The following is a 21016-nucleotide window of genomic DNA, read 5'->3' on the forward strand; positions in this document are numbered from 1 at the left end:
GCCGACGGCGTGCAGCAAGCCCGGCGCTCAGACACCGGACGGCCTCGGCGGGCCGGGCGGTGGCCCGGGGCGGCGCTGGGCGGTCATCGGGGGTGTCCTTTCCGGGAGGCGGGGGCGGTGCTGCCGCGCACCACCAGGCGCGGTTCGACGACGACCTCGGATCGCCGGGTGCGGCCCGCGTCCAGACGCGACACCGCGGCCGCGACCGCGTGCCGGGCCTGTTCGGCGGCGTCCTGGTTCACCGAGGTCAGGTCGATGTGCGCGAGCCGCGCCAGGGTGCTGTCGTCGTACCCGGCGACCGCGATCTCACCGGGCACGGCGACGCCCGCCCGCAGGCAGACGTCCAGCAGGCCGACCGCGCACCGGTCGTTGGACGCCAGCACCGCGCTGGGCAAGACCGCGCCGGGAAACCCCGCGCCGGGCGGCGCGGCGGGGCCGCGTCCGGTGGCCAGCAAGCGCCGCCCGGCCCGCGTGCCGCCCGCCTCGGTGTGATCGCCGGCCAGCACCTCGGGCGGCAGACCGGCATGGCGCATCGCCGCACGGTAGCCACGGCGCCGGGCGGCGGCCACCGCGCCCCGACCCCCGTCGATGAACGCGATCCGCCGGTGTCCCAGCCCGATCAGATGGTTCAGGGCGGCGGCCACACCGGCCTCGTCGGCCGAGCGGACCACGTCGACGCCGGGGGCGCGCACCCGGCGCCCGATCACCACCACCGGGGCGTGCGCCGCGTACCCGCTCAGCCCGGATTCCGGCCCGTCCGGTCCGAGCAGCAGCAACGCCTCGCAGCGGAAGTCCATCAGCGTCTCCACGGCGCGCGCCTCGTCCCGGTCGCGGGTCAGGGTGGCCAGCACCACCTCGTACCCGGAGCGGTCGGCCGCGACGTGGATCTCCTCGGCCAGCTCGGCGTGGAACGGGTTGCGGACGTCGAGCATCACACCCAGCAGGTACCGCCGGCGGCGGGCGAGCAGGCTGGCGGTGCGGTCGGCGCGGTAGCCCAGGGCGGCGGCCGCGTCCAGGACTCGCCGCCGGGTCTGGTCGGCGGGTCCGGGCGCGCCCCGCAGCACCAGGGACACGGACGCGGTGGACACCCCGGCCCGCGCCGCCACATCGGCCAGGCGCGGCCTTTGTCCCATGACGCCAAACCCCTCGTAACAGCCTTGACACACAACGAGATCCACTCGGATAGTACTCGCGTTTAAAGCGTTTTAAGAACCGTCTCCGAGGATCGAGGGATCGCATGACACCGGACCCGATCGGCGTGGCGGTCATCGGCGCGGGCATGGTCGGCCGCGCCCACGCCAACGCCTACCGGTGCGCCGCCGGCGTCTACGCCGCCGACACGCCGCCGCCCCGCCTGGTCGCCATCGCCGACGTGTACGAGCCGTTCGCGGCCGACGCCGCACGCCGGTACGGGTTCCGGCGTGCGGAGACCGACTGGCGGGCGGTGGTGGACGCGCCGGACGTGCACGCGATAAGCATCGCCGTCGCCAACGATCTGCACCGGGAGATCACCGTGGCGGCGCTGGCGGCCGGCAAGCATGTGCTGTGCGAGAAGCCGCTGGCGCCGACGGTGGCCGACGCCGAGGCGATGGTGGCCGCCGCCCGCGCGGCCCCCGGGCAGGTCGGGGCGGTCGGGTTCACCTTCCGCCGCTCCCCCGCCATCGCCGCGATCGCGCGGCAGGTGGGCGCCGGGCCGCTCGGCCCGGTGCGGCACATCGTCGGGAACTACTGGTGCGACTACGGCCACGACCCGCAACGACCGATGAGCTGGCGCTACCGCGGCGGCCCCGGCTCCGGCGTGCTCGCCGACATCGGCAGCCACATGGTGGACCTCGCCGAATGGCTGTGCGGCCCGACCCGGCGGGTCGGCGGCACCACCATGACCACCGTGGTGACCCGGCGGCCCAAGCCGCTGGGCGTCGCGGTCGGCCACGCCGGCGGGGTGGCGCTCAGCAACGAGCGCGAACCGGTGGACAACGAGGACATCTGCACCTTCACCACCGGGTACGCGGACGGCGCGGTGGGCACCTTCGCGCTGTCCCGGATCGCGTACGGGCATGCCAACTCGCTGCGGCTGGACGTGTTCTGCGAGCGGGGCACCGTCTCGTTCGACCTGACCCGCCCGGCCGAGTTCACCATCGCCGACGACGCCCCCGACGATGACGTCAACGGCATCCGCACGGTGTTCGTCGGGCCCGCCCACCCGTACGTGCACGGTGGCCTGCCGATGGACTTCCCCACCGTGGGCCACGGACAGAACGACTTCTTCGTCTTCCAGGCGCGGGCGTTCCTGGACCAGATCGCCGGCACCGGCGACCTGCCGCCCTGCCCGGACCTGGCACACGGCCTGCACAACCTGCGGGTGCTGGCCGCGATCACCGCCGCCCGGCAGGACGCCGCGGCGGCCACCGGCTCGCCGGTGGCGACGACGACGTGAGGGAGAGGACATGAGACTCGGCGCCTACACCGCCTGCCTGCACGACCGGTCGCTGGAGGACACCCTGAGGCTCCTGAGCGACCTGCGCCTGACCGGCGCCGAGATCAACGCGGGCGGGTTCGTGCCCGCGCCGCACCTGCCGGTGGACGACCTGCTGGCCAGCAAGGACGCCCGGGAGGACTACCTGGGCCGGTTCGACGCCGCGGGCATCGCCCTGACCGGCCTGAACGCCAACGGCAACCCGCTCAACCCGGACCCGGCGGTCGGCCCCCGGCACGCCGCGGACCTGCGCCGCGCCATCGAGGTGGCCGCGCTGCTCGGCGTCAAGCGGGTGGTCACGATGTCCGGGCTGCCCGCCGGTGAGCCCGGCGGCACGGTGGCCAACTGGGTGGTGAACCCGTGGGACAGCCAGTTCCTGGACGTGCTGGACCACCAGTGGGACGAGGTCGCGATCCCGTTCTGGCGCGACATCCAGGCCCGCGCCGCGGACGCCGACGTCAAGGTATGCATCGAAATGCACCCGCAGAACCTGGTGTTCAACCCGGCCACGCTGATCCGCCTGGTGGAGCGCGTCGGCGCCACCCATGTGGGCGCGGAGATGGATCCCAGCCACCTGTTCTGGCAGGGTATCGACCCGGTTGCGGCGGTGCGGCACCTGGACGGGCTGGTCTTCCACGCCGCCGCCAAGGACACCCGGATCAACGCCGAGCACGTGCGGATCCACGGCGTACTGGACGACCGGTTCACCCGCACCCCGGCCGGAACGCACCCGGTGACCCTGGGCGGCCGGAACACCCTCAACCGATGGCCGGCCGACCCGTCCTGGCAGTTCGTCGCGGTCGGCCGCGGCCACGACACCGCATTCTGGGCCGGGTTCCTGCGCGCGCTGCACGCGGTGGACCCGGACATGGCGGTGAACATCGAGCACGAGGACACCGAACTGGACCAGGTGGAGGGGCTGCGCCTGGCAGCGCAGAACCTGACCGCGGCGGCCCGCGAGGCCGGAGTGTGAGGCCGCGAGGCGGATGTGGCGAGCCCGCGGCGGATGTGGCGAGCCCGCGGCGGATGTGGCGAGCCCGCGGCGGATGTGGCGAGCCCGAGGCGGCTGTGGCGAGCCCGAGGCGGCTGTGGCGAGCCCGAGGCGGCTGTGGCGAGCCCGAGGCGGGTGGGCCGGGCCGGCGATCCTGCCGACAGGCCACCGCCGGTGACAGGCCACCGCCGGTGACGGACTACCCGGCCACCTCCGGTCACCGGCCATCCGCCCGCCGGTCACGGGTCAGATCTTGGAGACTTGTCGTGCGCTGATTCACCCAACTCTCCAAGATCTGCGGATTCCGCCGCCGACCGCCGCTTCTGGCCACACACCCGCCGCGATGCCCCGCGCCCAGCCGTACCGCACGCACCTCTCGCCGCGCCCAGCCGTGCCGCACACACCCGTCGCCGGACCCCAGCCGTACCGCACGCACCTCTCGCCGCGCCCAGCCGTACCGCACACACGTCATCGAGCACCGATGACAGCCGCACGCCACGGCCCGACCCGACGAGACAGCCGCACGCCACGGCCCGAGCGGCGCTTACCGGCGAACGCCACGCGTCACCGGCGGCGCGAACGCTCTCCGATACGGTGGACGGACTCGTTACCGGCTGCGGCAACCACCGCGGCCGCACGGTCACGAAAGGACGCTCCCATGCCCCGCAGCGCAGCCGCCGGGACCGCCGCGATCCCGGGGCCCACCGCGATCCCGGGGCTGGCGGCGGTGCTCGGCTTGGCCGCGATCCTCGCGCTGACCGGCCTTGCGGGCTGCACGGACTCCGACGGCGCCGGGCCTGCCTCCACCGCACGTCCGCCCTCCGCTTCGTCCGCGGCCGGTGGCGGCCCGTCCGTGGCCGGTGGCGGGCCGGCGGCGACCACACCGGTCGAGGCGCGCGCCGTGGACGCCGACGGATACGCGTTCACCATGACGATGCTGCCGCTGGCCCGCAGCGGCGACACGGTGGTGCTCACCGTGCTCACCCGGCTCGACCGCCCGGCCGACGGGTCCGCCGCGGTGAGCCGGATCTTCTCCGCCTCGCAGGCCACCGCGTTCGACGGCGCGCGCCTGGTCGACGAGGAGGCCGGCCGGGTCTACCTGGTCGCCGACGAGCCGGACGCGGGCTGCGTGTGCACCCGGGCGCTGCGCCTGGCGGCCGGCGCGACGCGCCCGCTGCAGGCCGCGTTCACGTCCGTGCCGGCCGATGTGACCCGGCTGTCGGTGATGCTGCCGTACGCCGGGGTCTTCACCGACGTGCCGGTGGTGCCCGCCGCCGCGCCGGCGCCACCGGCCGAGCCGGACGCGCTGGGCCGCGACCAGCAGCCGCTGCGCCTGGCCGGCCGCCCCACGTCGGTGGCCGCCGACCTGGACGCCTGGACCGAACGGCTGGACGTGCCGCTGCGCACCCGCCGCACCTCGGACTCGGTGGACCTGAACCTGGACACCGACGTGCTGTTCCGGGTGGACAGCGCGGAGCTGACCCCGGCCGCCGGGCGGGCGCTGAACGCGGTGGTGGACGACCTGCGCCGCGCCGGGCCGGGACCGCTGGCGATCACCGGGCACACCGACAGCACCGGGACCGAGGCGCACAACAAGGCCCTGTCGCTGGCCCGCGCCCGCACGGTGGCCGAGGCGCTACGCGCCGACCTGGGCGACGGCCAGTGGCCGAAGACCGTCGCCGGCAAGGGCGAGTCGCAGCCCGCCGCGCCCAACGACACCGCGCAGGGGCGGCGGCTGAACCGCCGGGTGACGATCTCCTACGCCGCGCCGGACGGCGGCGCGCCGGCGCCGCCGAGCGCCACCGTGCTGCCCAGCACGTCCGCGGAGGCCGGGTCGCAGGTCGACCTGACGTTGCCGTTGTCGCGGGGCACGGTCCGGTTCACCGTCCGTGACGCCCGGGTGCGCGGGCGTTACCTGCTGCTCGACCTGGTGGTGCGCAACATCGGCGACAAGGACGCCACGCTGCTGGATGTGCTCGGCCAGTCGCCGTTCACGGTGCGTGACGAGTTCGACCCGTACGCGCGATACGGCGCTTCCGGGGTGCGGTTGCTCGCCGGCGCCACCGCGTCGTACGGCCTGGATTACGAGGTGGCCCCCGGCCGGCATCGCTGCCTGTGCGACCGGCTGCTGAACCGCCCTCTGCCGCCGGGCCACCAGCGGGTGCTGGCGCTGTGGTTCCCGGCCCCGGCGGCCGGTGTCCGGCTGGTCGCCGTGGACGTGCAGGACACGCTGCGGATCTCCGGGGTGTTCGTGGGCTGAGCACCGGTCACCGCGGCGGGCAGTATTTCTCCAGGTATTCGTGCACCCGGGCGAGGTTGACCCGGGCGCTGTCGTGCGCCCGTTCCTCCCAGGCGAACACGCACACCGTGGCGATGCCGTCGAAGCCCACCTCGGCCAGGGTGCGGAAGAACAGGTCCCAGTCCACCTCGCCCTGCCCGATGTCCAGGTGCTGATGCACCCGCGCCGGCGAGCCCGGCGGGTTGACGATGTAGCGCAGCCCGGACGAGCCGCGGTGGTCGAACGAGTCGGCCAGGTGCACCTGGGTGAGAAGCGGCCCGGCGTGCCGCATCACCACGGCGAGGTCGCCGCCCTGGTGGAAGGTGTGCGGCGCGCAGTACAGAAAGGACACCAGGTCGGAGTTGATGCCGCGGACCAGGTCCACGCCGGCGACGCCGTCTTCGACGAAGTCGTCCGGGTGCGGCTCCAGCACCAGCCGCACCCCCTCGCGTTCGAAGACCGGCAGCAGTTCCTCCATGGACCGCCAGAACTGCGCCTCGCTGCGGTCCGGGTCCTCCGGCCGGCCGTTGAACTCCGAGTTCATCACCGGCACGCCCAACTCCACGGTGATCTCCACGGCCCGCTTCCAGTACCGCACCGCGGCCTGCCGGGCGTCCTCGTCCGGGCCGGACCAGCGGTACAGCGGCAGCACCGAGGCGACCTCCACCTCGGCCGCGGCCAGCGCCTTGCGCAGCGCCGCGACGCCGGACCGATCCACCCGCGGATGCACGAAGAACGGCAGGAAGTCCTCCCGCGGGGACAGCTCGATGTAGCGGTAGCCCAGTTCGGCAACCACCGCGGGCAGATCCAGCAGGGGCACCTTACGCAGCATGTACGGGTCGAGGGCGATCTTCATGCGGGCACCTCCCGGGAGTCGTTCACCGGCCGGGCCTGCGGTGCCGGCCGGTGGTAGAGCCGGGGGCGCTCGGCCATGCGCACCGCGACCCGTTCACCGGTGCGCAGGGCGGCCACCCCGGCGTCGGACACCACCGCAGCGGCGTACCCGTCCCAGGCGCTCGGCCCGGCCGGCGCCCCGTCGGCGGCCAGCGCGTCGATCCACTCCTGCAGTTCCACGTCGTACGCGGCGAGGAAGCGTTCCCGCCAGTCCACGGGCACCGGCGCGGCCAGCGCGCCGGACCGGCGCACCGTGACGAGGCCGCGTTCGGCAAGCGCCGCCGTGCCGTTCTCGCCGAGGATCTCACCGCGGATGTCGTAGCCGTACCGCACGTTGACCGAGATCTCCACGTCCACCAGCACCCCGCCGCCGGTCTCCAGCAGCAGCAACAGCGGGTCCTGCAGGTCGCCGCCGTTGCGGCTGCGGCGCGGGACGAGCACCCGCGCGGCGACGATCTCGTCGTCGAACATCCACCGCACCATGTCGATCTCGTGCACCGCGGTGTCGGTGATGGCGCTCTGCGGCTCGTAGAACGCGGGCACCCGTGGGTTGCGGTGCGCGCAGTGCATCATCAGCGGCGCGCCGATGTCTCCGGCGTCGACCACCTGTTTGAGCGCCCGGTACGCGGCGTCGTAGCGGCGCATGTAGCCGACCTGGACGAGCCGGGCGCCGTGGCGCACCTCCGCGTCGACCACCCGCAGGCACGCCTGTTGGGTGGTGGCCAGCGGCTTCTCACAGAAGACCGGCTTGCCGGCGGCGATCGCGGCGAGAACGTACTGCTCGTGGGTCGGTCCCCAGGAGCAGACCAGCACCGCGTCCACCTGCGGGTCGGCGATCACCTGCTCGCCGTCCGGCGCGGCGCGCGCCCCGGCCCGGTCGGCGATCCGTGCGGCAAGCGACGCGTCCACGTCGGCGACGGCGGCCACGCGCACCCCGGCCAGCACGCGGGTCATCCGCCGGATGTGGTCCTGGCCGATCATGCCGGTGCCGATGACTCCGACGTTCAGCATGGGAGTCCTCCCTTTCCACCGGGCGGCTCAGCGGCCGAGCTCGTGGGACAACTCGGCGAGTTCGTCGCCGCCGGCCATCTGGGCGGTGAGCTCGTCCAGACTGACCTGGTTGCGGTTCTTGTCCAGCACGGTCGCGCCCAGCTTGAGGATCACGAAGTGGTCCCCGACGAGGTAGGCGTGGTGCGGGTTGTGGGTGATGAAGACGACGCCCAGCCCGGCGTCGCGGGCGGCGGCCACATATTTGAGGACCACGCCGGACTGCTTGACGCCGAGCGCCGCGGTGGGCTCGTCGAGGATGAGCACGCGGGCGCCGAAGTAGACCGCGCGGGCGATCGCGACGCATTGCCGCTGCCCACCGGACAGCGTGCCGATGGGCTGGTCGATGTCCCGCACGACGATGCCCATCTTGCGCAGTTCCTCGTCGGCGACCGCCTTCATCCGGCGGATCCGCATGCCGGCCAGCGGGTAGCGGCCGGAGCGGATCTCCGAGCCGAGGAAGAAGTTGCGCCACACCTCCATCAGCGGCACCACGGCCAGGTCCTGATAGACGGTGGCGATGCCGTGGTCCAGCGCCTCGCGGGGCGAGCCGAAGGTGACCGGACGGCCGTCCACGCTCAGCCGGCCCTCGCTGTGCGGGTGCAGACCCGACATGATCTTGATCAGGGTGGATTTGCCGGCGCCGTTGTCGCCGAGCACGCAGGTGACCTCGCCGGCGTTGACGCTCAGGTCGATGCCGCGCAGCGCTCGGATGGCGCCGTAGGACTTGCCGACGCCGGTCATCTCGATGAGCGGCTCACCGGCGTGCAGCGCCCGGTCGGCGTGCCGGGCCAGGGTGTCGGTCATCGCGATCAGCCCGCCTTCCGGGTCGTCGTGGACAGCCGTCGGACATACAGGTTGACCAGCACGGCGAGCAGCAGCATGACGCCCAGGAACGCCTTGAACCAGTTGGGATCCCATCCGGCGTACACGATGCCCAGGCTGGTCATGCCGAAGATGAACGCGCCGACCGCGACGCCGACCGCGTTGCCGAAGCCGCCGGTGAGCAGCGTGCCGCCGACCACCGCGGCGATGATGTAGAGGAACTCGTTGCCCACGCCGTTGCCGGCCTGCAGCGTGTTGAACCGGTAGAGGGTGTGCATGCCCACGAACCAGCCCAGGAACGACACCGTCATGAACAACGCGATCTTGGTCTTGATCACCGGCACGCCGACCGCGCGGGCGCTGTCCGGAGCGCCGCCGACCGCGTAGATCCAGTTCCCGGTACGGGTGCGTTGCAGCACCCACGCGGCAAGCGCGACGAACAGCGCCCACCACAGCACGGTGATCCACACGGTGACCGAGCCGACCCGGAAACTGGACGCGAAGACCGCCTGCAGCGAGTCGAACCCGTCCATCCGGCTGATGTCGGTGCTGGACACCGAACCGGTGACCAGCTTGGTGACGCCCAGGTTGGCGCCCTGCAGCACGAAGAACGTGCCCAGCGTGATGAGGAAGCTGGGTATCCCGGTGCGCATCACGAGGTACCCGTTGAGGAACCCGATGAGCAGGCAGAGGGCCAGCGACACCGCGGCGCCGACCCACAGGTTGATGCCGTAGTACCAGCACAGCATCGAGTTGGCCAGGCCGGCCGAGGTGGTGATGACCCCGGCGGACAGATCGAATTCCCCGCCGATCATCAGCAGGCCCACGCCGACCGCCACGATGCCGATGGTGGACGACTGGTAGAGCACGGTGAACAAGGACTCGGCGGAGCGGAACGACGGCGCCGCCGACAGGAAGAAGACGAAGATGATGACCGCGGCCACCAGCGACCCGACCTCGGGCCGGGCGAGGACCCGGCGGCGCAGGGCGGGCGTGACGCGGGGTGACTCGCCGGGCTCCGGCGGCGCCGGAGCGGTCTGCACGGATTGGCTCATGAGCTCACGACCTTCAAGACAGACGGTACGCCCGCTGGCGTGTCACCGCGTGTTGTTCTTGGTGAACGGCAGGATCTTGTCGATGTTGGACTGGTCCACGAAGGACGGTCCGGTGAGCACCGCCTTGCCGCCGCCGATGTCGTTGCCGTTCTTCAGATAGAGGTACAGCGAGGTGACCGCCATGTAGCCCTGCACGTACGGCTGCTGGTCGATGGAGAAATCGATCTTGCCGTCCTGGATGTCCTGCGCCGCCTCGGCGTTCAGATCGAAGGTGACCAGCTTGGCCTTGCTGCCGGAGGAGTCCATGGCCTTCAGCGCGTCGATGGCGATCGGCGCGCCCAGGGTGACGATCGCGTCGATCGACGAGTCCTGCGACAGCTTGGCCTGCAGGGTGGCCACCACGGCCGCGTCGTCGGCGCCGTTGACCTGGATGTTCTCGGTGCCGGACACGGCCGACTTCACGCCCGCGCAGCGCGCTTCCAGGGCGACCGAGCCGGCCGCCTGGATCACGCAGAGCGGGTGTTTCGCGCCCGCCTGGCCGAGCCGCCGCCCGGCCGTCTGGCCCGCGAGCGTCTCGTCCGAGCCGAAGTACATCAGAGCGCCGAGCTTGCGGTACTGGTCGATGCCGGAGTTGAAGCCGACCACCGGGATGCCCGCGTTGGTCGCCGTGCGCACCGCTCCGGCCAGCGCGTTCGGCGTGACGAGGGTGGTGGCGATGCCGCTGACGCGGGAATCGACGGCGTTCTGGATGAGCACCGCCTGTTTGGCGGCGTCCGGGTCGTTGGAGTAGCGCAGGATGACGCCCTCGTCCTTGGCGGCCTGGTTGGCGCCGGCCCGGATCTTGTCCCAGAAGGTGTCCCCGGGCGTCTCGTGGGTGATCATCGCGATGGTGTATCCGGAGCTGCCCGGGGCGTTGCCGCCCCCGGTGTCACCGTCGTCGGCCTTCTGCCGGCCACCACCGCTGCAGGCGGTGGCGGACAGCGCCACCACCGCCAGCGCGGCGAGCAGGCGTACGCCCGCGGTGCGACGCGTCGTCATGGGAGGGATCCTTTCGCAGACGGGTGAGGACGAAGGAGAGGGGTTGGTGCGGGCCGCGGCGGTGTCAGCGCAGGCCCTGGTCGTTGAGGTACGCGCGGGTGCGCCCGGCGATGGGCAACGGGACGTCGAAGTCGACCGGGTACATGTCCTGTTCGACCACGACGAACAGGTCGGCCTCCAGCTCGCCGAGGGCGGACAGCACCGCGGGCACGTCCGGCCGACCGGACGGCGGCTCGACGCTGGCGCCCATCGCCACCGCCTGGCCGAACGCGAGATCCTCGGCCACCGCGCGGTCGGCGATCGCCGGATCCATCTGTTTGATGTGCACGTAGCCGATCCGCTCGGGATGGTCGCGGATGATCTTCGGCACGTCGGCCCGCCGGTAGGCGAGGTGCCCGGTGTCCAGGCAGAGCCACACGTGCCGGGGGTCGGTCCCGGCCAGGAAACGTTCGGTCTGCGCCTGCGTCTCCACCTGATAGTCGGCGTGCGGGTGGAAGCAGAGCCGCAGTCCGTATTCCTCGGCCACCATCCGGCCGAGGGTGTTGGTGTTGTCCACCAGCGCGCGCCAGCCGTCGTCGTCCAGTTCGGCCGGCTCGCGGTAGGCACCGGTGCGGTCGTCGCGATAGCCGGGCACCGGGACGAACACCAGGTTGCGCGCGCCCAGCGCCCGGGTCAGCGCGGCGACCTCGCGGACCGCCTTCATGACCTGCGGGAGGTCCCGGTGCGGGCCACCCGACCCGGCCACCGTGCCGCCCGCGCAGGACAACCCGCGCGCGGCCAGCTCGTCGCGCAGCCGGGCCGGATCGGTGGGCAGGTAACCGTACGGGCCGAGTTCCAGCCAGCGGTACCCGGCGGCGGCCAGCTCGTCGAGGAAGCGCGGCCAGGGCGTCTGCCGGGGGTCGTCGGCGAACCACACTCCCCAGGAGTCGGGGCAGCTACCCAGGTGCAGGTGTCGAAGGTGCATGGCAGACCTCAGCTCGCCGTCGGGAAGTGCATGCTGGCGCCGTGCGCCGCGCCGGTGCCCGGCCAGCGGGAGGTGACCACCTTCCCGCGGGTGTAGAACGCGATCCCCTCCGGGCCGTGGATGTGCCGCTCGCCGAACAGGGAGTCCTTCCAGCCGCCGAACGAGTAGTAAGCCATCGGCACCGGGAGGGGCACGTTGACGCCGATCATCCCGACCCGGACGCCGCGCTGGAAGGCGCGCGCGGCGGCCCCGCTGGCGGTGAAGATCGCGGTGCCGTTGCCGTACGGGTTGGCGTTGATCATCTCGATGGCCTCCTCGGCGGTGCCGGCGCGCAGCATGGACAGCACCGGGCCGAAGATCTCCTGCGTGTAGACGTCCATCGAGGAGCGTACGTGGTCGATCACCGTGGGGCCGACGAAGAAGCCGTCCTCGTACCCGGCGACACGGTAGCCGCGCCCGTCCACCAGCACGTCCGCGCCCTGCCGCGCGCCGGAGCCGATCAGCGCCTCGATGCGCTGCTTGGCCGCGGCGGTCACCACCGGGCCCATCTCGCTCTTCGGGTCCCGCCCCGGGCCGACCACTACCTCGGCGGCCCGGCGGGTGAGCAGCTCGGCGAGCGGATCGCCGGCGCCGCCGACGGCGACCGCGGCGGACACCGCCATGCAACGCTCCCCCGCCGAGCCGAAAGCGGCGGCGCTCAGGTGGCCGGCCACGAATTCCAGGTCCGCGTCCGGCAGCACCACGGCGTGGTTCTTCGCGCCGCCCAGGGCCTGCACCCGCTTGCCGTTCGCGGTCGCCCGGCCGTGCAGATAGCGCGCGATCGGCGTGGACCCGACGAACGAGACCGCGGCCACCCGCGGGTGGTCCAGCAACGCGTCCACCGCGACCCGGTCGCCGTGCACCACGTTGAACACGCCGTCCGGCAGCCCCGCCTCCCGCCACAGCCGGGCCACCAGGTTGGACGCCGACGGGTCGCGTTCGCTGGGCTTGAGCACGAAGGTGTTGCCGCAGGCGATGGCCACCGGATGCATCCACATCGGAACCATCACCGGGAAGTTGAACGGGGTGATGCCGGCCACCACACCCAGCGGCTCCCGGAAGCTGTACACGTCCACCCCGGTCGAGGCCTGGTCGGTGTAGGAGCCCTTGAGCAGGTGCGCGATGCCGCAGGCGAACTCGACCACCTCCAGGCCGCGCTGCACCTCCCCGGCGGCGTCGGAGAGCACCTTGCCGTGCTCGGCGGAGATCACCCCGGCCAGCTCACCGGCGTGCGCGGCCACCAGTTCCCGGAACGCGAACAGGATCGTCGCGCGGCGGCTCAGCGAGGTCTGGCTCCACGACTCGTACGCCTGCGCGGCCGCGCGCACCGCGGCGTCCACGTCCCGCTCGTCGGCCAGCACCACCTCGTGCTGGCGCGCCCCGGTGGCCGGGTCGAAGACGCTCCCCCGGCCGGTGCCGGAGCCGGTCACCGGCCCACCGCCGATCCAGTGCTCGATGGTGCTCACGGGGCATCGCCTCTCTTCCTCACAGATGCGGGCGCTGGCCACGCTTGGCGGATTCGTACGCCGCCCGCGCGGCGCGGGTGCTGTCCAGGTCGGACACCTCGGCGACCGGCACATCCCACCAGCTCTCGCTGTCCGGCACGGCGCCACGCGGGTCGGTTTCGATGTGCACGACGGTGAGCCGGTCGGCGGCGCGGGCCCGTTTCAGGCCCTCGGTCACCTCGGCCGTGGTGCGGCAGCGGATCACCGCCGCGCCCAGGCTCTCCGCGTTCGCGGCCAGGTCGACCGGCAGCAGGCCGCCGGTGTAGTCGCCGGTCACGGCGTCGCGGTAGCGGTAGCTGGTGCCGAAGCGCTGGGAGCCGAGCGATTCGCTGAGCGCCCCGATGGAGGCGAATCCGTGGTTCTGCACCAGGACCACGATCAGCTTCACGCCCTCGGCGACCGCGGTGACGATCTCCTGCGCCATCATCAGGTAGGAGCCGTCGCCGACAAGCGCGTACACCTCGCGGGACGGGTCGGCCATCTTCACGCCCAGCGCGCCGGCCACCTCGAACCCCATGCAGGAGTAGCCGTACTCGACCTGATATTGCGCCGGGTCGGTGGCCCGCCACAGCAGTTGCAGGTCGCCGGGCATGCTGCCGGCCGCCTGCACCACCACGTCGCGGTCGCCGCACGCCTCGTTGACCGCGCCGATCACCTCGGCCTGCGAGGGCTTCCCGGCGGCGTGCGATCCGGCGGGGCGCGGCGACCGGCTGTCGCGTCCGGCGTACGCCGCGTCCACCCGGCGCTGCCAGGCCGCCACGTCGGCGCGGTGCCGGTCCGGGAACCGCGTGCCGGACAGCGCGGACAGCAGCTCGGACAGCCCGGCCTGGGCGTCCGCCACGATCGGGTACGCGGACTGCTTGGCCGCGTCGAAGGCGGCCACGTTGATGTTCACGAACCGCACACCGGGATGCGCGAACGCGGTCCGCGAGGCGGTGGTGAAGTCGCTGTACCGGGTGCCCACGCCGATGATCACGTCGGCCTCGCGGGCCAGCCGGTTGGCCACCGGTGTGCCGGTCGCGCCGACCCCGCCCACCGCGCACGGGTGATCCCAGCGCAGCGTGCCCTTGCCGGCGTGGGTGTCGGCCACCGGGATGCCCGTCTCGGCGGCGAACTGTTCCAGCTCGCCGCCGGCCTGCGCGTACCGGACGCCGCCGCCGGCGATGATCAGCGGACGCTGCGCGCCGCGCACCACCCGCGCCGCACGGGCCACCGCGGCCGGGTCGGGTAACGGCCGGGCCACGTGCCACACCCGGGCGGCGAACAGCTCGTCCGGGAAGTCGTACGCCTCCGCCTGCACGTCCTGCGGCAGGCAGAGGGTGACCGGGCCGGTCTCCGCCGGGTCGGTCAGCACCCGCATCGCGCCGAGCAGCGCGGACGGCAACTGTTCGGGACGCCACACGCGGTCGAAGAAGCGCGACACCGGGCGGAACGCGTCGTTGACGCTCACGTCGTAGCCGCGCGGATCCTCGAGTTCCTGCAGCACCGGCGCGGCCACCCGGGTGGCGAACACGTCGCTGGGCAGCAACAGCACCGGCAGCCGGTTGACGGCGGCGAGCGCGGCGCCGGTGAGCATGTTGGTGGAGCCCGGCCCGATGGACGCGGTGCAGGCGAAGGTGGACAGCCGGTTGCGCATCCGCGCGTATCCGGCCGCGGCGTGCACCATCGCCTGCTCGTTGCGGGCCAGGTGGTACGGCAGGTCGGCGCCCGGCCGCCCGGCCGTGCGGGCACGCTGCTCCTGCAGCAGGGCCTGGCCGATGCCGGCCACGTTGCCGTGCCCGAAGATGCCGAAGCATCCGGCCACGGTGCGCTGCCGGGCGCCGTCGCGCTCGGTCCACTGGACGGCCAGGAACCGCACGACGGCCTGCGCGACGGTGAGCCTCACGGATGTCTCCTCTCCACGGACGTGGTCAGCGGGAGCCGGGGATCGACGGCCTGGCCGGCCCAGGTGCCGCGGATCCAGGCGTGGGCCGGGTCGTCGCGCACCCGCCACGCGCGCGGGCCGGGGCCGGCCATCACGTTCAGGTAGTAGAGGTCGTATCCGGGCGCGGCCATCGACGGCCCGTGCCAGCCGTACGGGATCAGCACCGCGTCGCCGCTGCGCACCTCGGCGCACACGTCGATCGGCCGGTCCGGATGCCCGTACACGCGCTGATAGCCGACGCCGGGCGCGCCGGACGGCCCGGGCGCCACCTCGAAGTAGTAGATCTCCTCCAGCACCGACTCCGCCGGGCCGTCCGGGCCGTCCGGGCCGTACCCGCTGCTCTCGTCGTGCTTGTGCGGCGGGTACGACGACCAGTTGCCGCCCGGCGTCAGCACCTCGCAGGCGATCAGCCGGTCGCAGGCGAACGTCCCGGGTGTGCAGAAATTGGTCACCTGACGGCTGGCCTGCCCGGCACCGCGCAGTTCCACCGGCACGTCCGCCGCGGCGCCGTACCGGAACGGCAGCCGACGGCGGGCCCGGGCGGAGGGCAGCGCGAACCGGCCACCGCCGGTGGAGTGCACCGAGACCTCCGCCCCGCGCGGCAGGTACGCGAAGTCGGTGACCCGGGTGAACACCGACCGCCGCCCGGTCAGCGTGACCCGTTCGTCGTCGCAGGTGACGTGGCAGCCGCCGGACAGCGGCAGCACCAGCATCTCGTCGTCGCCGGTGGACAGCCGCAGCCGGCCACCGGCGGGCAGCTCGGCGACGCGCAGCCCGCTGTATCCCCAGCCCGCCTGGTCCGGGGTGATCAGCAGCCGGTACGGCGGTTGCGCGGTGCTGCCGCGGCGCACCAGCGGGTTGACCCGTGCCGCACGGTTCACAGCAGATTCACCGCCCGGTCCACCGCGTCGGCCACCGACCCGCGCGGCGGGTACAGCAGGGACCGGCCGATCACCAGCCCCTGCACGCCGGGCAGGCCGAGCGCGGCACGCCATCGCCCGTACGCGCCGTCGGCGTCCGCGGGCACCTCGCCGCCCAGGATCAGGGCGGGCAGGGTGGTCGAGCGCATCACCCGGGCCATGTCCGCGACCACCGGCACCTTCAGCCAGGTGTACGCCGAGGTGGCGCCCAGTCCGGCGGCGACCGTCACGGCGCGGATCATGGCTTCCGCGGTCAGCTCGTTGCGCACCCGGCCCTGCACCCGGTGGGCGATGAACGGCTCCACCATGGCCATCAGCCCGTTCGCCGCGAGGCCGCTGACCGCGCGCCCGCAGGCGTCCAGGGTGGACACCGTGCCGGCGTCGTCGGGGTCGATGCGCAGCAGCATCTTGCCGCCGGCGAACCCGGCCGCGGCGATGCTGTCCGGGTCGTACGCGGTGAACCGGTCGTCCATCTCGAACGCGGTGCCGGCCAGCCCGCCGCGGTTCATCGACCCGATCACCACCTTGTCGTCCAGCACCCCGAGCAGCAGCAGGTCCTCCAGCACGTCCGCGGTGCCGAGCACGCCGTTGACGCCCGGCCGAGCCAGCGCGGCGCAGAGCCGCTCCAGCAGCCGCGCCCGGTCGGCCATCGCGAGCGCGTCGGCGCCCGCGCGCAACGCGCCGCGCGCCGGATGGTCGGCCGCGATGATCATCAGCTTTCCGTGCTCGCCCAGCACCGACGCCGGACGCCGACGGCGGGCGGCGGCGTCCGCGATCGCGCCGGGGCGCCGCACCCGGGTCTCCACCAGGGCAGCCATCCGCCGGGCCGGCAGGTCCGGCGCGTCACGCATGGGTCGCCTCCCGGAGCAGGTCGCGGACCTCCGGCTCGGTGGGCATGGCATCGGCGCAGGACAGCCGGGAGGCGACAATGGCGCCGGCGGCGTTGGCGAAGCGCATCGTCGCGGCCAGGTCCCACCCGGCCAGCAGGCCGTGGCAGAGCGCCCCGCCGAACGCGTCCCCGGCGCCGAGTCCGTTCACCACCCGCACCGGCACCGGCGGCACGCGCACCTGCTCCGTGCCCCGCTCACCGGCGCGGGAGGCGAGCACCCCGGCCGGGCCCTGCTTGATCACCGCGAGCCGCACCCCGGCGGCGTGCAGCGCCGCCGCGGCGGCCACCGGGTCACTCTCCCCCACCGCGGTCCGGCACTCGTCCAGGTTGCCCACCGCGACGCTCGCGTACGGCAGGGCGGTGCGGTACCAGGCGCGCGCCTGCTCCCGGGACGGCCAGAACATCGGGCGATAGTCCAGGTCGAACACCGTGATGCCGGTGCGGTCCGGGCCCGGCCGGGCGGCGTGCCGGGCGGCCAGCGCGGCAAGTGTGGCCGACCGCGACGGTTCCTGGCACAGCCCGGTCCCGGTGACCCAGAAGACGTCCGCCGCCGCGATCCTCGCCAGGTCCAGTTCGGACTCGCGGATCTGCAGGTCCGGCGCGCTCGGCAGGCGGTAGAAGTAGAGCGGGAAGTCGTCCGGCGGGAAGATCTCGCAGAAGGTGACCGGGGTGGGCAGCCCGCGCACCGGCGTGACCGCGGTGTCGTCCACGCCGAAGCCGCGCAGCGCGTCGTGCAGGAACGCGCCGAACGGGTCGTCGCCGGTGCGGCTGATCAGCGCGGCGCGGCGGCCGTAGCGGGCGGCGGCGACCGCCACGTTGGCCGCGCTACCGCCGAGGAACTTGGCGAACGTCCGCACCTCGCGCAGTGAGACGCCGGCCTGGTGCGGGTACAGGTCGACGCCGAGACGTCCCATCGTCAGTACTTCGTCCGCGGGCATGCGTGCGCCTCCGGGCTGTGCGGCTGGGCATGCGGACATTCCGGCGCGATGCGGCGTGCCGGGTGGATGCCGTGCGAGTTACGGCGCGGTGAAAAGTCGGCGCAGCCCGGGTCACGGGGACACCGGCGCTGGGTTGGTTCGTTTCGATGTAATAACGTGAGGGCTTCTCCGTCAATAGTTTGTCATGACAAACTGATTTCCGAGGACCGCCATGTCGCCCGACCTGTCCGCCCCCCGCAGCCCCGTCCGCCCCGTGGAGGTGGACCGCACCAGTCCCGTGCCGCTCTATTTCCAGGTCGCCACCCGCCTGCAGGAACTGATCGAGAAGGGCGAGATCGGCGTCGGGTCACGCATCGAGAACGAGGTCGACCTGGCCGAACGCCTCGGAGTCTCGCGCCCCACCACCCGCCGCGCCATCCAGTACCTGGTGGAACGCGGCATGCTCGTGCGCAAGCGCGGGGTGGGCACGAGCGTGGTGCATCCCAAGGTGCGCCGGCCGGTCGAACTGTCCAGCCTGTACGACGACCTGCGCGCCGCCGACCGCACGCCCCGCACCGAGGTGCTCGACCTGCGCACCATCGCGGCGCCGCCGGAGGTCGCCGCGGCCCTGGAGATCGAACCGGGCGGCGAGATCGTCTGGTTCGAGCGGCTGCGCTACGCCGGCGGCGAACCGCTCGCGCTGATGCACAACGCCGTCCCGGCCGGCCTGCTCGACGTGAGCGCCGCCGACCTGGCCGAGTTCGGGCTCTATGAGCTGCTGCGCCGGGCCGGCCTGGTGCCACGGATCGCCAATCAGGTCATCGGCGCCCGCTCGGCCACCACCGCCGAGGCGACTGTGCTGGGTGAGAGGCGGGGCGCGTCGCTGCTCACCATGGTGCGCACGGCATGGGACGCCGAGGGACAGGCGCTGGAGTACGGCAGCCACGTCTACCGGGCGAGCCGGTACAGCTTCGAGCTCAACCTGTCCGCGGGCTGAGCCGCACGCCGTCAGCCCGCATCGACCGCCTCGATCACCGCGTACGGGCGATGGATCGGCGTCACCCGGGAGACTCGCAGACCCGCCGCGGCGAGCAGCCCGGCGTACTCCGGAAGCTCCCGCTCCCGGCCGGTGGTGGCGAAGAGCATCGCCATGTCGGTCAGGGCCGCGCTGACCGACGGCGCCGCCGGAGTCATCACCATCTCGATGACGTGCACCCGCCCGCCGGGCCGCAGCGCCGCCCGCACATTCGACAGGATCCGCACGCACGCCGCGTCGTCCCAGTCGTGCAGGATGTGCTTGAGCAGGACCACGTCACCGGGCGGCACCGCGGCGAAGAAGTCACCCGCCGTCGCCGTGAGCCGATCGCCCAGGCCACGCAGCGCGGCATGCTCGGCCGCGCCCGGCACCACGTGCGGCAGGTCCAGGACCGTGCCGGTCAGGCCGGGGCGGCGGCGGAGCAACTCGCACACCAGGGCGCCGTTCGCACCGCCGACATCCACCACCGCCTGGCCGTCCTCGGCCACGATGGCGTCCACCGCGCCGTCGATCACCGGCGCGGCCAGGTCGGTCATCCCCGCGCTGAACAGACGGGCGTCCTCGGGGTGCCGCCCGAAGTATTCGAACACGTCGCAACCGAGTGTCTCGGTCACATGGTTGCGCCCGCGGGCGACGGTCTCGGGCATCAGCAGCGCGGGGCCCCAGAAGACCGGCCCGGCGGATGCCTGCGCATAATGCTTGAGCGTGCGGGCGCTGCCGGAGCGCAACAGGGCCAGCGGGGCACCGCCGGAGAACCGCCGGTCATCCGGGTCATAGCTGAGGATGCCGAGCGCCACGCCCGCGCGCAGCACCCGGTAGGTCATGTCCGGATCGGCGGACGCCCGGCTGGCGATCTCCTCGGCGGTCAACGGGCCGGCTTCGAGGTGGTCGGCCACCGACAGCCCGGCCATCGTGCGAACGACCTGACTCCCCCACGCTCCCATGATGAGCTGGTACATCCGGTCGTAGTCGTCGCCCGCTCCCGGCTCGTCGGCCGGCGGCGGTCGGGTGTCGTCCACGGACATGTCAGGCCGCCCCCACTGGCGCATGGACATCCTTCGCTCTCGCTGCAGCCTACTGAACCGGTCAAGCTCCGAGCCCTCGCTGCCTCTGTCACCGATCGTGACCGCGCTCGTGCCGCCGTGTCCGCGATGGTGAAACTCGACTCGGCGGTCAATCGTCGGCCGGGCGGAAGCTGTCGAAGACCAACCGCAACTCGTCCTCGGTGGCGTCCCACCGGGCGTCGGTGGTCTGCCAGTAGACCCCGTACGCCTGATGCTTCGACGTGATGAACCCGCGGTTGTTGACGTGCTGGCGTGCGCCGTACCGGTCGAAGGTGAACTCCCAGTCGGCGGCCTTGATGAAGTAGTCCACGGACTTGATGTGGATCTCGTGGTAGTTCGGGAAGTCGCCGTGCGCGACCCGGTACTTCGCCTTGCCCTCCCAGTCGGCCACCGGATCCCACTGCGGCTCGTCGGTCTGGTCGATGCCGAGCACCCGGCCGGAGGACCGGAAGTACACGATGGACCCCTCCTTGGACTTCGACCATCCCTTCGGAACGTAGAGCGAGAAGCCGGTGGGGTCGTGGTAGTCGGTCCAGCCGTCGGGCAGATCCGGCAGCGCATGGTCGCCGCCGGAGCCGCCGGAATTCGCCGCCGGGGACGACGCGGTGGTGGGCGCGGTGGACGGCGGCGTGCTGGTGGGCGTGCTGCTCGGTGTGGTACTCGGCGTCGACGACGGTGTCGCCGCGGTCGACGGAGCAGGGGCGGGGGCAGAGGCGACGGAACTGGAGGCCGGCCGCGCGATGCTGGTCCGGTCACCGGTGTCGGGGCGCAGCACCAGCCACACGGCAGCCGCGGCGGCCAGCACGACCAGGGTGATCCCGCCGGCGATCAGCGGCCGGCGCCGTCGGCGGGGTGCCGCAGAGGGCGCGCCGACCGGCGCGGGCGGCTCGGCGGGAGACTCACCCGGCTCGGTGGGCGATGCGGGCGACACGGGCGACATGGGCGATGCGGGCGACACGGGCGACTCACCCGGCTCGGCGGGCGCGGACGGCGGCTCGGCTCGGGTGGGCGCCTCGGCCGAGGCGGCGGCCTCCTCGGGCTGGACCGCCGCGCCGGGTGAGCCGCCCGCCACGGTGACGTCGTCCGCGGACGCGTCCGGCGCCGCGTCGGCCAGGGGAGCCGCGTCGGCGGCAGCGGCAGCGGCGGCGGCAGCG

General features: G+C 73.1%; 18 protein-coding genes. 4 read left to right on the top strand and 14 right to left on the bottom strand.

Features of this window, described 5'->3' with window-relative positions; all coding sequences use genetic code 11:
- Positions 1-83: 83 nt before the first annotated feature.
- Positions 84-1133, bottom strand: a complete 1050-nt coding sequence (locus tag IEY73_RS28900) for a LacI family DNA-binding transcriptional regulator (RefSeq protein WP_189082505.1) — start codon at positions 1131-1133, stop codon at positions 84-86.
- 104 nt (positions 1134-1237) lie between these two features.
- On the opposite strand from IEY73_RS28900, the gene IEY73_RS28905 reads away from it, so the two are divergent.
- The 3 genes from IEY73_RS28905 (at position 1238) to IEY73_RS28915 (ending at position 5727) form a co-directional block, all read left to right on the top strand.
- Positions 1238-2437, top strand: coding sequence for a Gfo/Idh/MocA family protein (locus IEY73_RS28905; RefSeq protein ID WP_189082506.1), 1200 nt, complete (start codon positions 1238-1240; stop codon positions 2435-2437).
- A gap of 10 nt (positions 2438-2447) precedes the next feature.
- Positions 2448-3449 carry a sugar phosphate isomerase/epimerase family protein gene (locus IEY73_RS28910; RefSeq protein ID WP_189082507.1) on the top strand — a complete coding sequence of 334 codons (1002 nt, stop codon included), beginning with the start codon at positions 2448-2450 and terminating at the stop codon, positions 3447-3449.
- Between the two features lie 676 nt (positions 3450-4125).
- Positions 4126-5727, top strand: a complete 1602-nt coding sequence (locus IEY73_RS28915) for an OmpA family protein (protein WP_189082508.1) — start codon at positions 4126-4128, stop codon at positions 5725-5727.
- A gap of 7 nt (positions 5728-5734) precedes the next feature.
- Here the strand turns inward: IEY73_RS28915 and IEY73_RS28920 are convergent, their stop codons facing one another.
- The 11 genes from IEY73_RS28920 to iolC all read right to left on the bottom strand — a co-directional run bounded on the left by IEY73_RS28920 (position 5735) and on the right by iolC (position 17783).
- On the bottom strand, positions 5735-6601 hold the full coding sequence (locus IEY73_RS28920; RefSeq protein ID WP_189082509.1) for a sugar phosphate isomerase/epimerase family protein: 867 nt from the start codon (positions 6599-6601) through the stop codon (positions 5735-5737).
- The gene (locus IEY73_RS28925) at positions 6598-7650 is read right to left on the bottom strand and encodes a Gfo/Idh/MocA family oxidoreductase (RefSeq protein WP_189082510.1); all 1053 of its coding nucleotides are present in this window, start codon (positions 7648-7650) and stop codon (positions 6598-6600) included. Before IEY73_RS28925 ends, IEY73_RS28920 begins: the two co-directional genes overlap by 4 nt.
- 27 nt (positions 7651-7677) lie before the next feature.
- Positions 7678-8493: an ATP-binding cassette domain-containing protein gene (locus IEY73_RS28930; RefSeq protein WP_189082511.1), complete on the bottom strand. Its 816-nt coding sequence runs from the start codon at positions 8491-8493 to the stop codon at positions 7678-7680.
- 5 nt (positions 8494-8498) lie between these two features.
- Positions 8499-9566: an ABC transporter permease gene (locus tag IEY73_RS28935; RefSeq protein ID WP_189082512.1), complete on the bottom strand. Its 1068-nt coding sequence runs from the start codon at positions 9564-9566 to the stop codon at positions 8499-8501.
- A 42-nt stretch (positions 9567-9608) separates the two neighbouring features.
- Positions 9609-10604, bottom strand: coding sequence for a substrate-binding domain-containing protein (locus IEY73_RS28940; protein WP_189082513.1), 996 nt, complete (start codon positions 10602-10604; stop codon positions 9609-9611).
- A gap of 64 nt (positions 10605-10668) precedes the next feature.
- On the bottom strand, positions 10669-11568 hold the full coding sequence (locus IEY73_RS28945) for a TIM barrel protein (protein WP_189082514.1): 900 nt from the start codon (positions 11566-11568) through the stop codon (positions 10669-10671).
- Positions 11569-11576: 8 nt separating this feature from the next.
- The gene (locus IEY73_RS28950; RefSeq protein WP_189082515.1) at positions 11577-13073 is read right to left on the bottom strand and encodes a CoA-acylating methylmalonate-semialdehyde dehydrogenase; all 1497 of its coding nucleotides are present in this window, start codon (positions 13071-13073) and stop codon (positions 11577-11579) included.
- Positions 13074-13092: 19 nt separating this feature from the next.
- Positions 13093-14997: a 3D-(3,5/4)-trihydroxycyclohexane-1,2-dione acylhydrolase (decyclizing) gene (gene iolD, locus IEY73_RS28955; RefSeq protein ID WP_189082516.1), complete on the bottom strand. Its 1905-nt coding sequence runs from the start codon at positions 14995-14997 to the stop codon at positions 13093-13095.
- Positions 14994-15917: a 5-deoxy-glucuronate isomerase gene (gene iolB, locus IEY73_RS28960; protein ID WP_229716251.1), complete on the bottom strand. Its 924-nt coding sequence runs from the start codon at positions 15915-15917 to the stop codon at positions 14994-14996. Before iolB ends, iolD begins: the two co-directional genes overlap by 4 nt.
- Positions 15914-16807: a Cgl0159 family (beta/alpha)8-fold protein gene (locus tag IEY73_RS28965; RefSeq protein ID WP_189082518.1), complete on the bottom strand. Its 894-nt coding sequence runs from the start codon at positions 16805-16807 to the stop codon at positions 15914-15916. Before IEY73_RS28965 ends, iolB begins: the two co-directional genes overlap by 4 nt.
- Positions 16800-17783, bottom strand: a complete 984-nt coding sequence (gene iolC, locus IEY73_RS28970) for a 5-dehydro-2-deoxygluconokinase (protein WP_189082519.1) — start codon at positions 17781-17783, stop codon at positions 16800-16802. The genes IEY73_RS28965 and iolC overlap by 8 nt, the downstream gene beginning before the upstream one ends.
- A 211-nt stretch (positions 17784-17994) precedes the next feature.
- Here iolC and IEY73_RS28975 point away from each other — a divergent pair, with 211 nt between their 5' ends.
- Positions 17995-18759 carry a GntR family transcriptional regulator gene (locus tag IEY73_RS28975; protein ID WP_189082520.1) on the top strand — a complete coding sequence of 255 codons (765 nt, stop codon included), beginning with the start codon at positions 17995-17997 and terminating at the stop codon, positions 18757-18759.
- 11 nt (positions 18760-18770) lie between these two features.
- Here IEY73_RS28975 and IEY73_RS28980 read toward each other — a convergent pair whose 3' ends face one another.
- Positions 18771-19823 carry a methyltransferase gene (locus IEY73_RS28980; protein ID WP_189082521.1) on the bottom strand — a complete coding sequence of 351 codons (1053 nt, stop codon included), beginning with the start codon at positions 19821-19823 and terminating at the stop codon, positions 18771-18773.
- A gap of 148 nt (positions 19824-19971) precedes the next feature.
- Positions 19972-21016: serine/threonine kinase C-terminal domain-containing protein (locus IEY73_RS28985; RefSeq protein WP_505744150.1), on the bottom strand; the 1045-nt coding region annotated here is incomplete at its 5' end.

Source organism: Mangrovihabitans endophyticus (assembly GCF_014646155.1).
Classification (GTDB): Bacteria; Actinomycetota; Actinomycetes; order Mycobacteriales; family Micromonosporaceae; genus Actinoplanes; species Actinoplanes endophyticus.

Excerpts from the sequence above, each read along its gene's own strand:
- IEY73_RS28910 (WP_189082507.1), top strand. The coding sequence starts at position 2,448 with ATGAGACTCGGCGCCTACACCGCCTGCCTGCACGACCGGTCGCTGGAG.
- IEY73_RS28905 (WP_189082506.1), top strand. The coding sequence starts at position 1,238 with ATGACACCGGACCCGATCGGCGTGGCGGTCATCGGCGCGGGCATGGTC.
- IEY73_RS28930 (WP_189082511.1), bottom strand. The coding sequence starts at position 8,493 with ATGACCGACACCCTGGCCCGGCACGCCGACCGGGCGCTGCACGCCGGT.
- IEY73_RS28945 (WP_189082514.1), bottom strand. The coding sequence starts at position 11,568 with ATGCACCTTCGACACCTGCACCTGGGTAGCTGCCCCGACTCCTGGGGA.
- iolC (WP_189082519.1), bottom strand. The coding sequence starts at position 17,783 with ATGCCCGCGGACGAAGTACTGACGATGGGACGTCTCGGCGTCGACCTG.
- IEY73_RS28915 (WP_189082508.1), top strand. The coding sequence starts at position 4,126 with ATGCCCCGCAGCGCAGCCGCCGGGACCGCCGCGATCCCGGGGCCCACC.
- IEY73_RS28920 (WP_189082509.1), bottom strand. The coding sequence starts at position 6,601 with ATGAAGATCGCCCTCGACCCGTACATGCTGCGTAAGGTGCCCCTGCTG.
- IEY73_RS28975 (WP_189082520.1), top strand. The coding sequence starts at position 17,995 with ATGTCGCCCGACCTGTCCGCCCCCCGCAGCCCCGTCCGCCCCGTGGAG.
- IEY73_RS28940 (WP_189082513.1), bottom strand. The coding sequence starts at position 10,604 with ATGACGACGCGTCGCACCGCGGGCGTACGCCTGCTCGCCGCGCTGGCG.
- IEY73_RS28965 (WP_189082518.1), bottom strand. The coding sequence starts at position 16,807 with ATGCGTGACGCGCCGGACCTGCCGGCCCGGCGGATGGCTGCCCTGGTG.
- IEY73_RS28925 (WP_189082510.1), bottom strand. The coding sequence starts at position 7,650 with ATGCTGAACGTCGGAGTCATCGGCACCGGCATGATCGGCCAGGACCAC.
- IEY73_RS28980 (WP_189082521.1), bottom strand. The coding sequence starts at position 19,823 with ATGTCCGTGGACGACACCCGACCGCCGCCGGCCGACGAGCCGGGAGCG.
- IEY73_RS28900 (WP_189082505.1), bottom strand. The coding sequence starts at position 1,133 with ATGGGACAAAGGCCGCGCCTGGCCGATGTGGCGGCGCGGGCCGGGGTG.
- IEY73_RS28935 (WP_189082512.1), bottom strand. The coding sequence starts at position 9,566 with ATGAGCCAATCCGTGCAGACCGCTCCGGCGCCGCCGGAGCCCGGCGAG.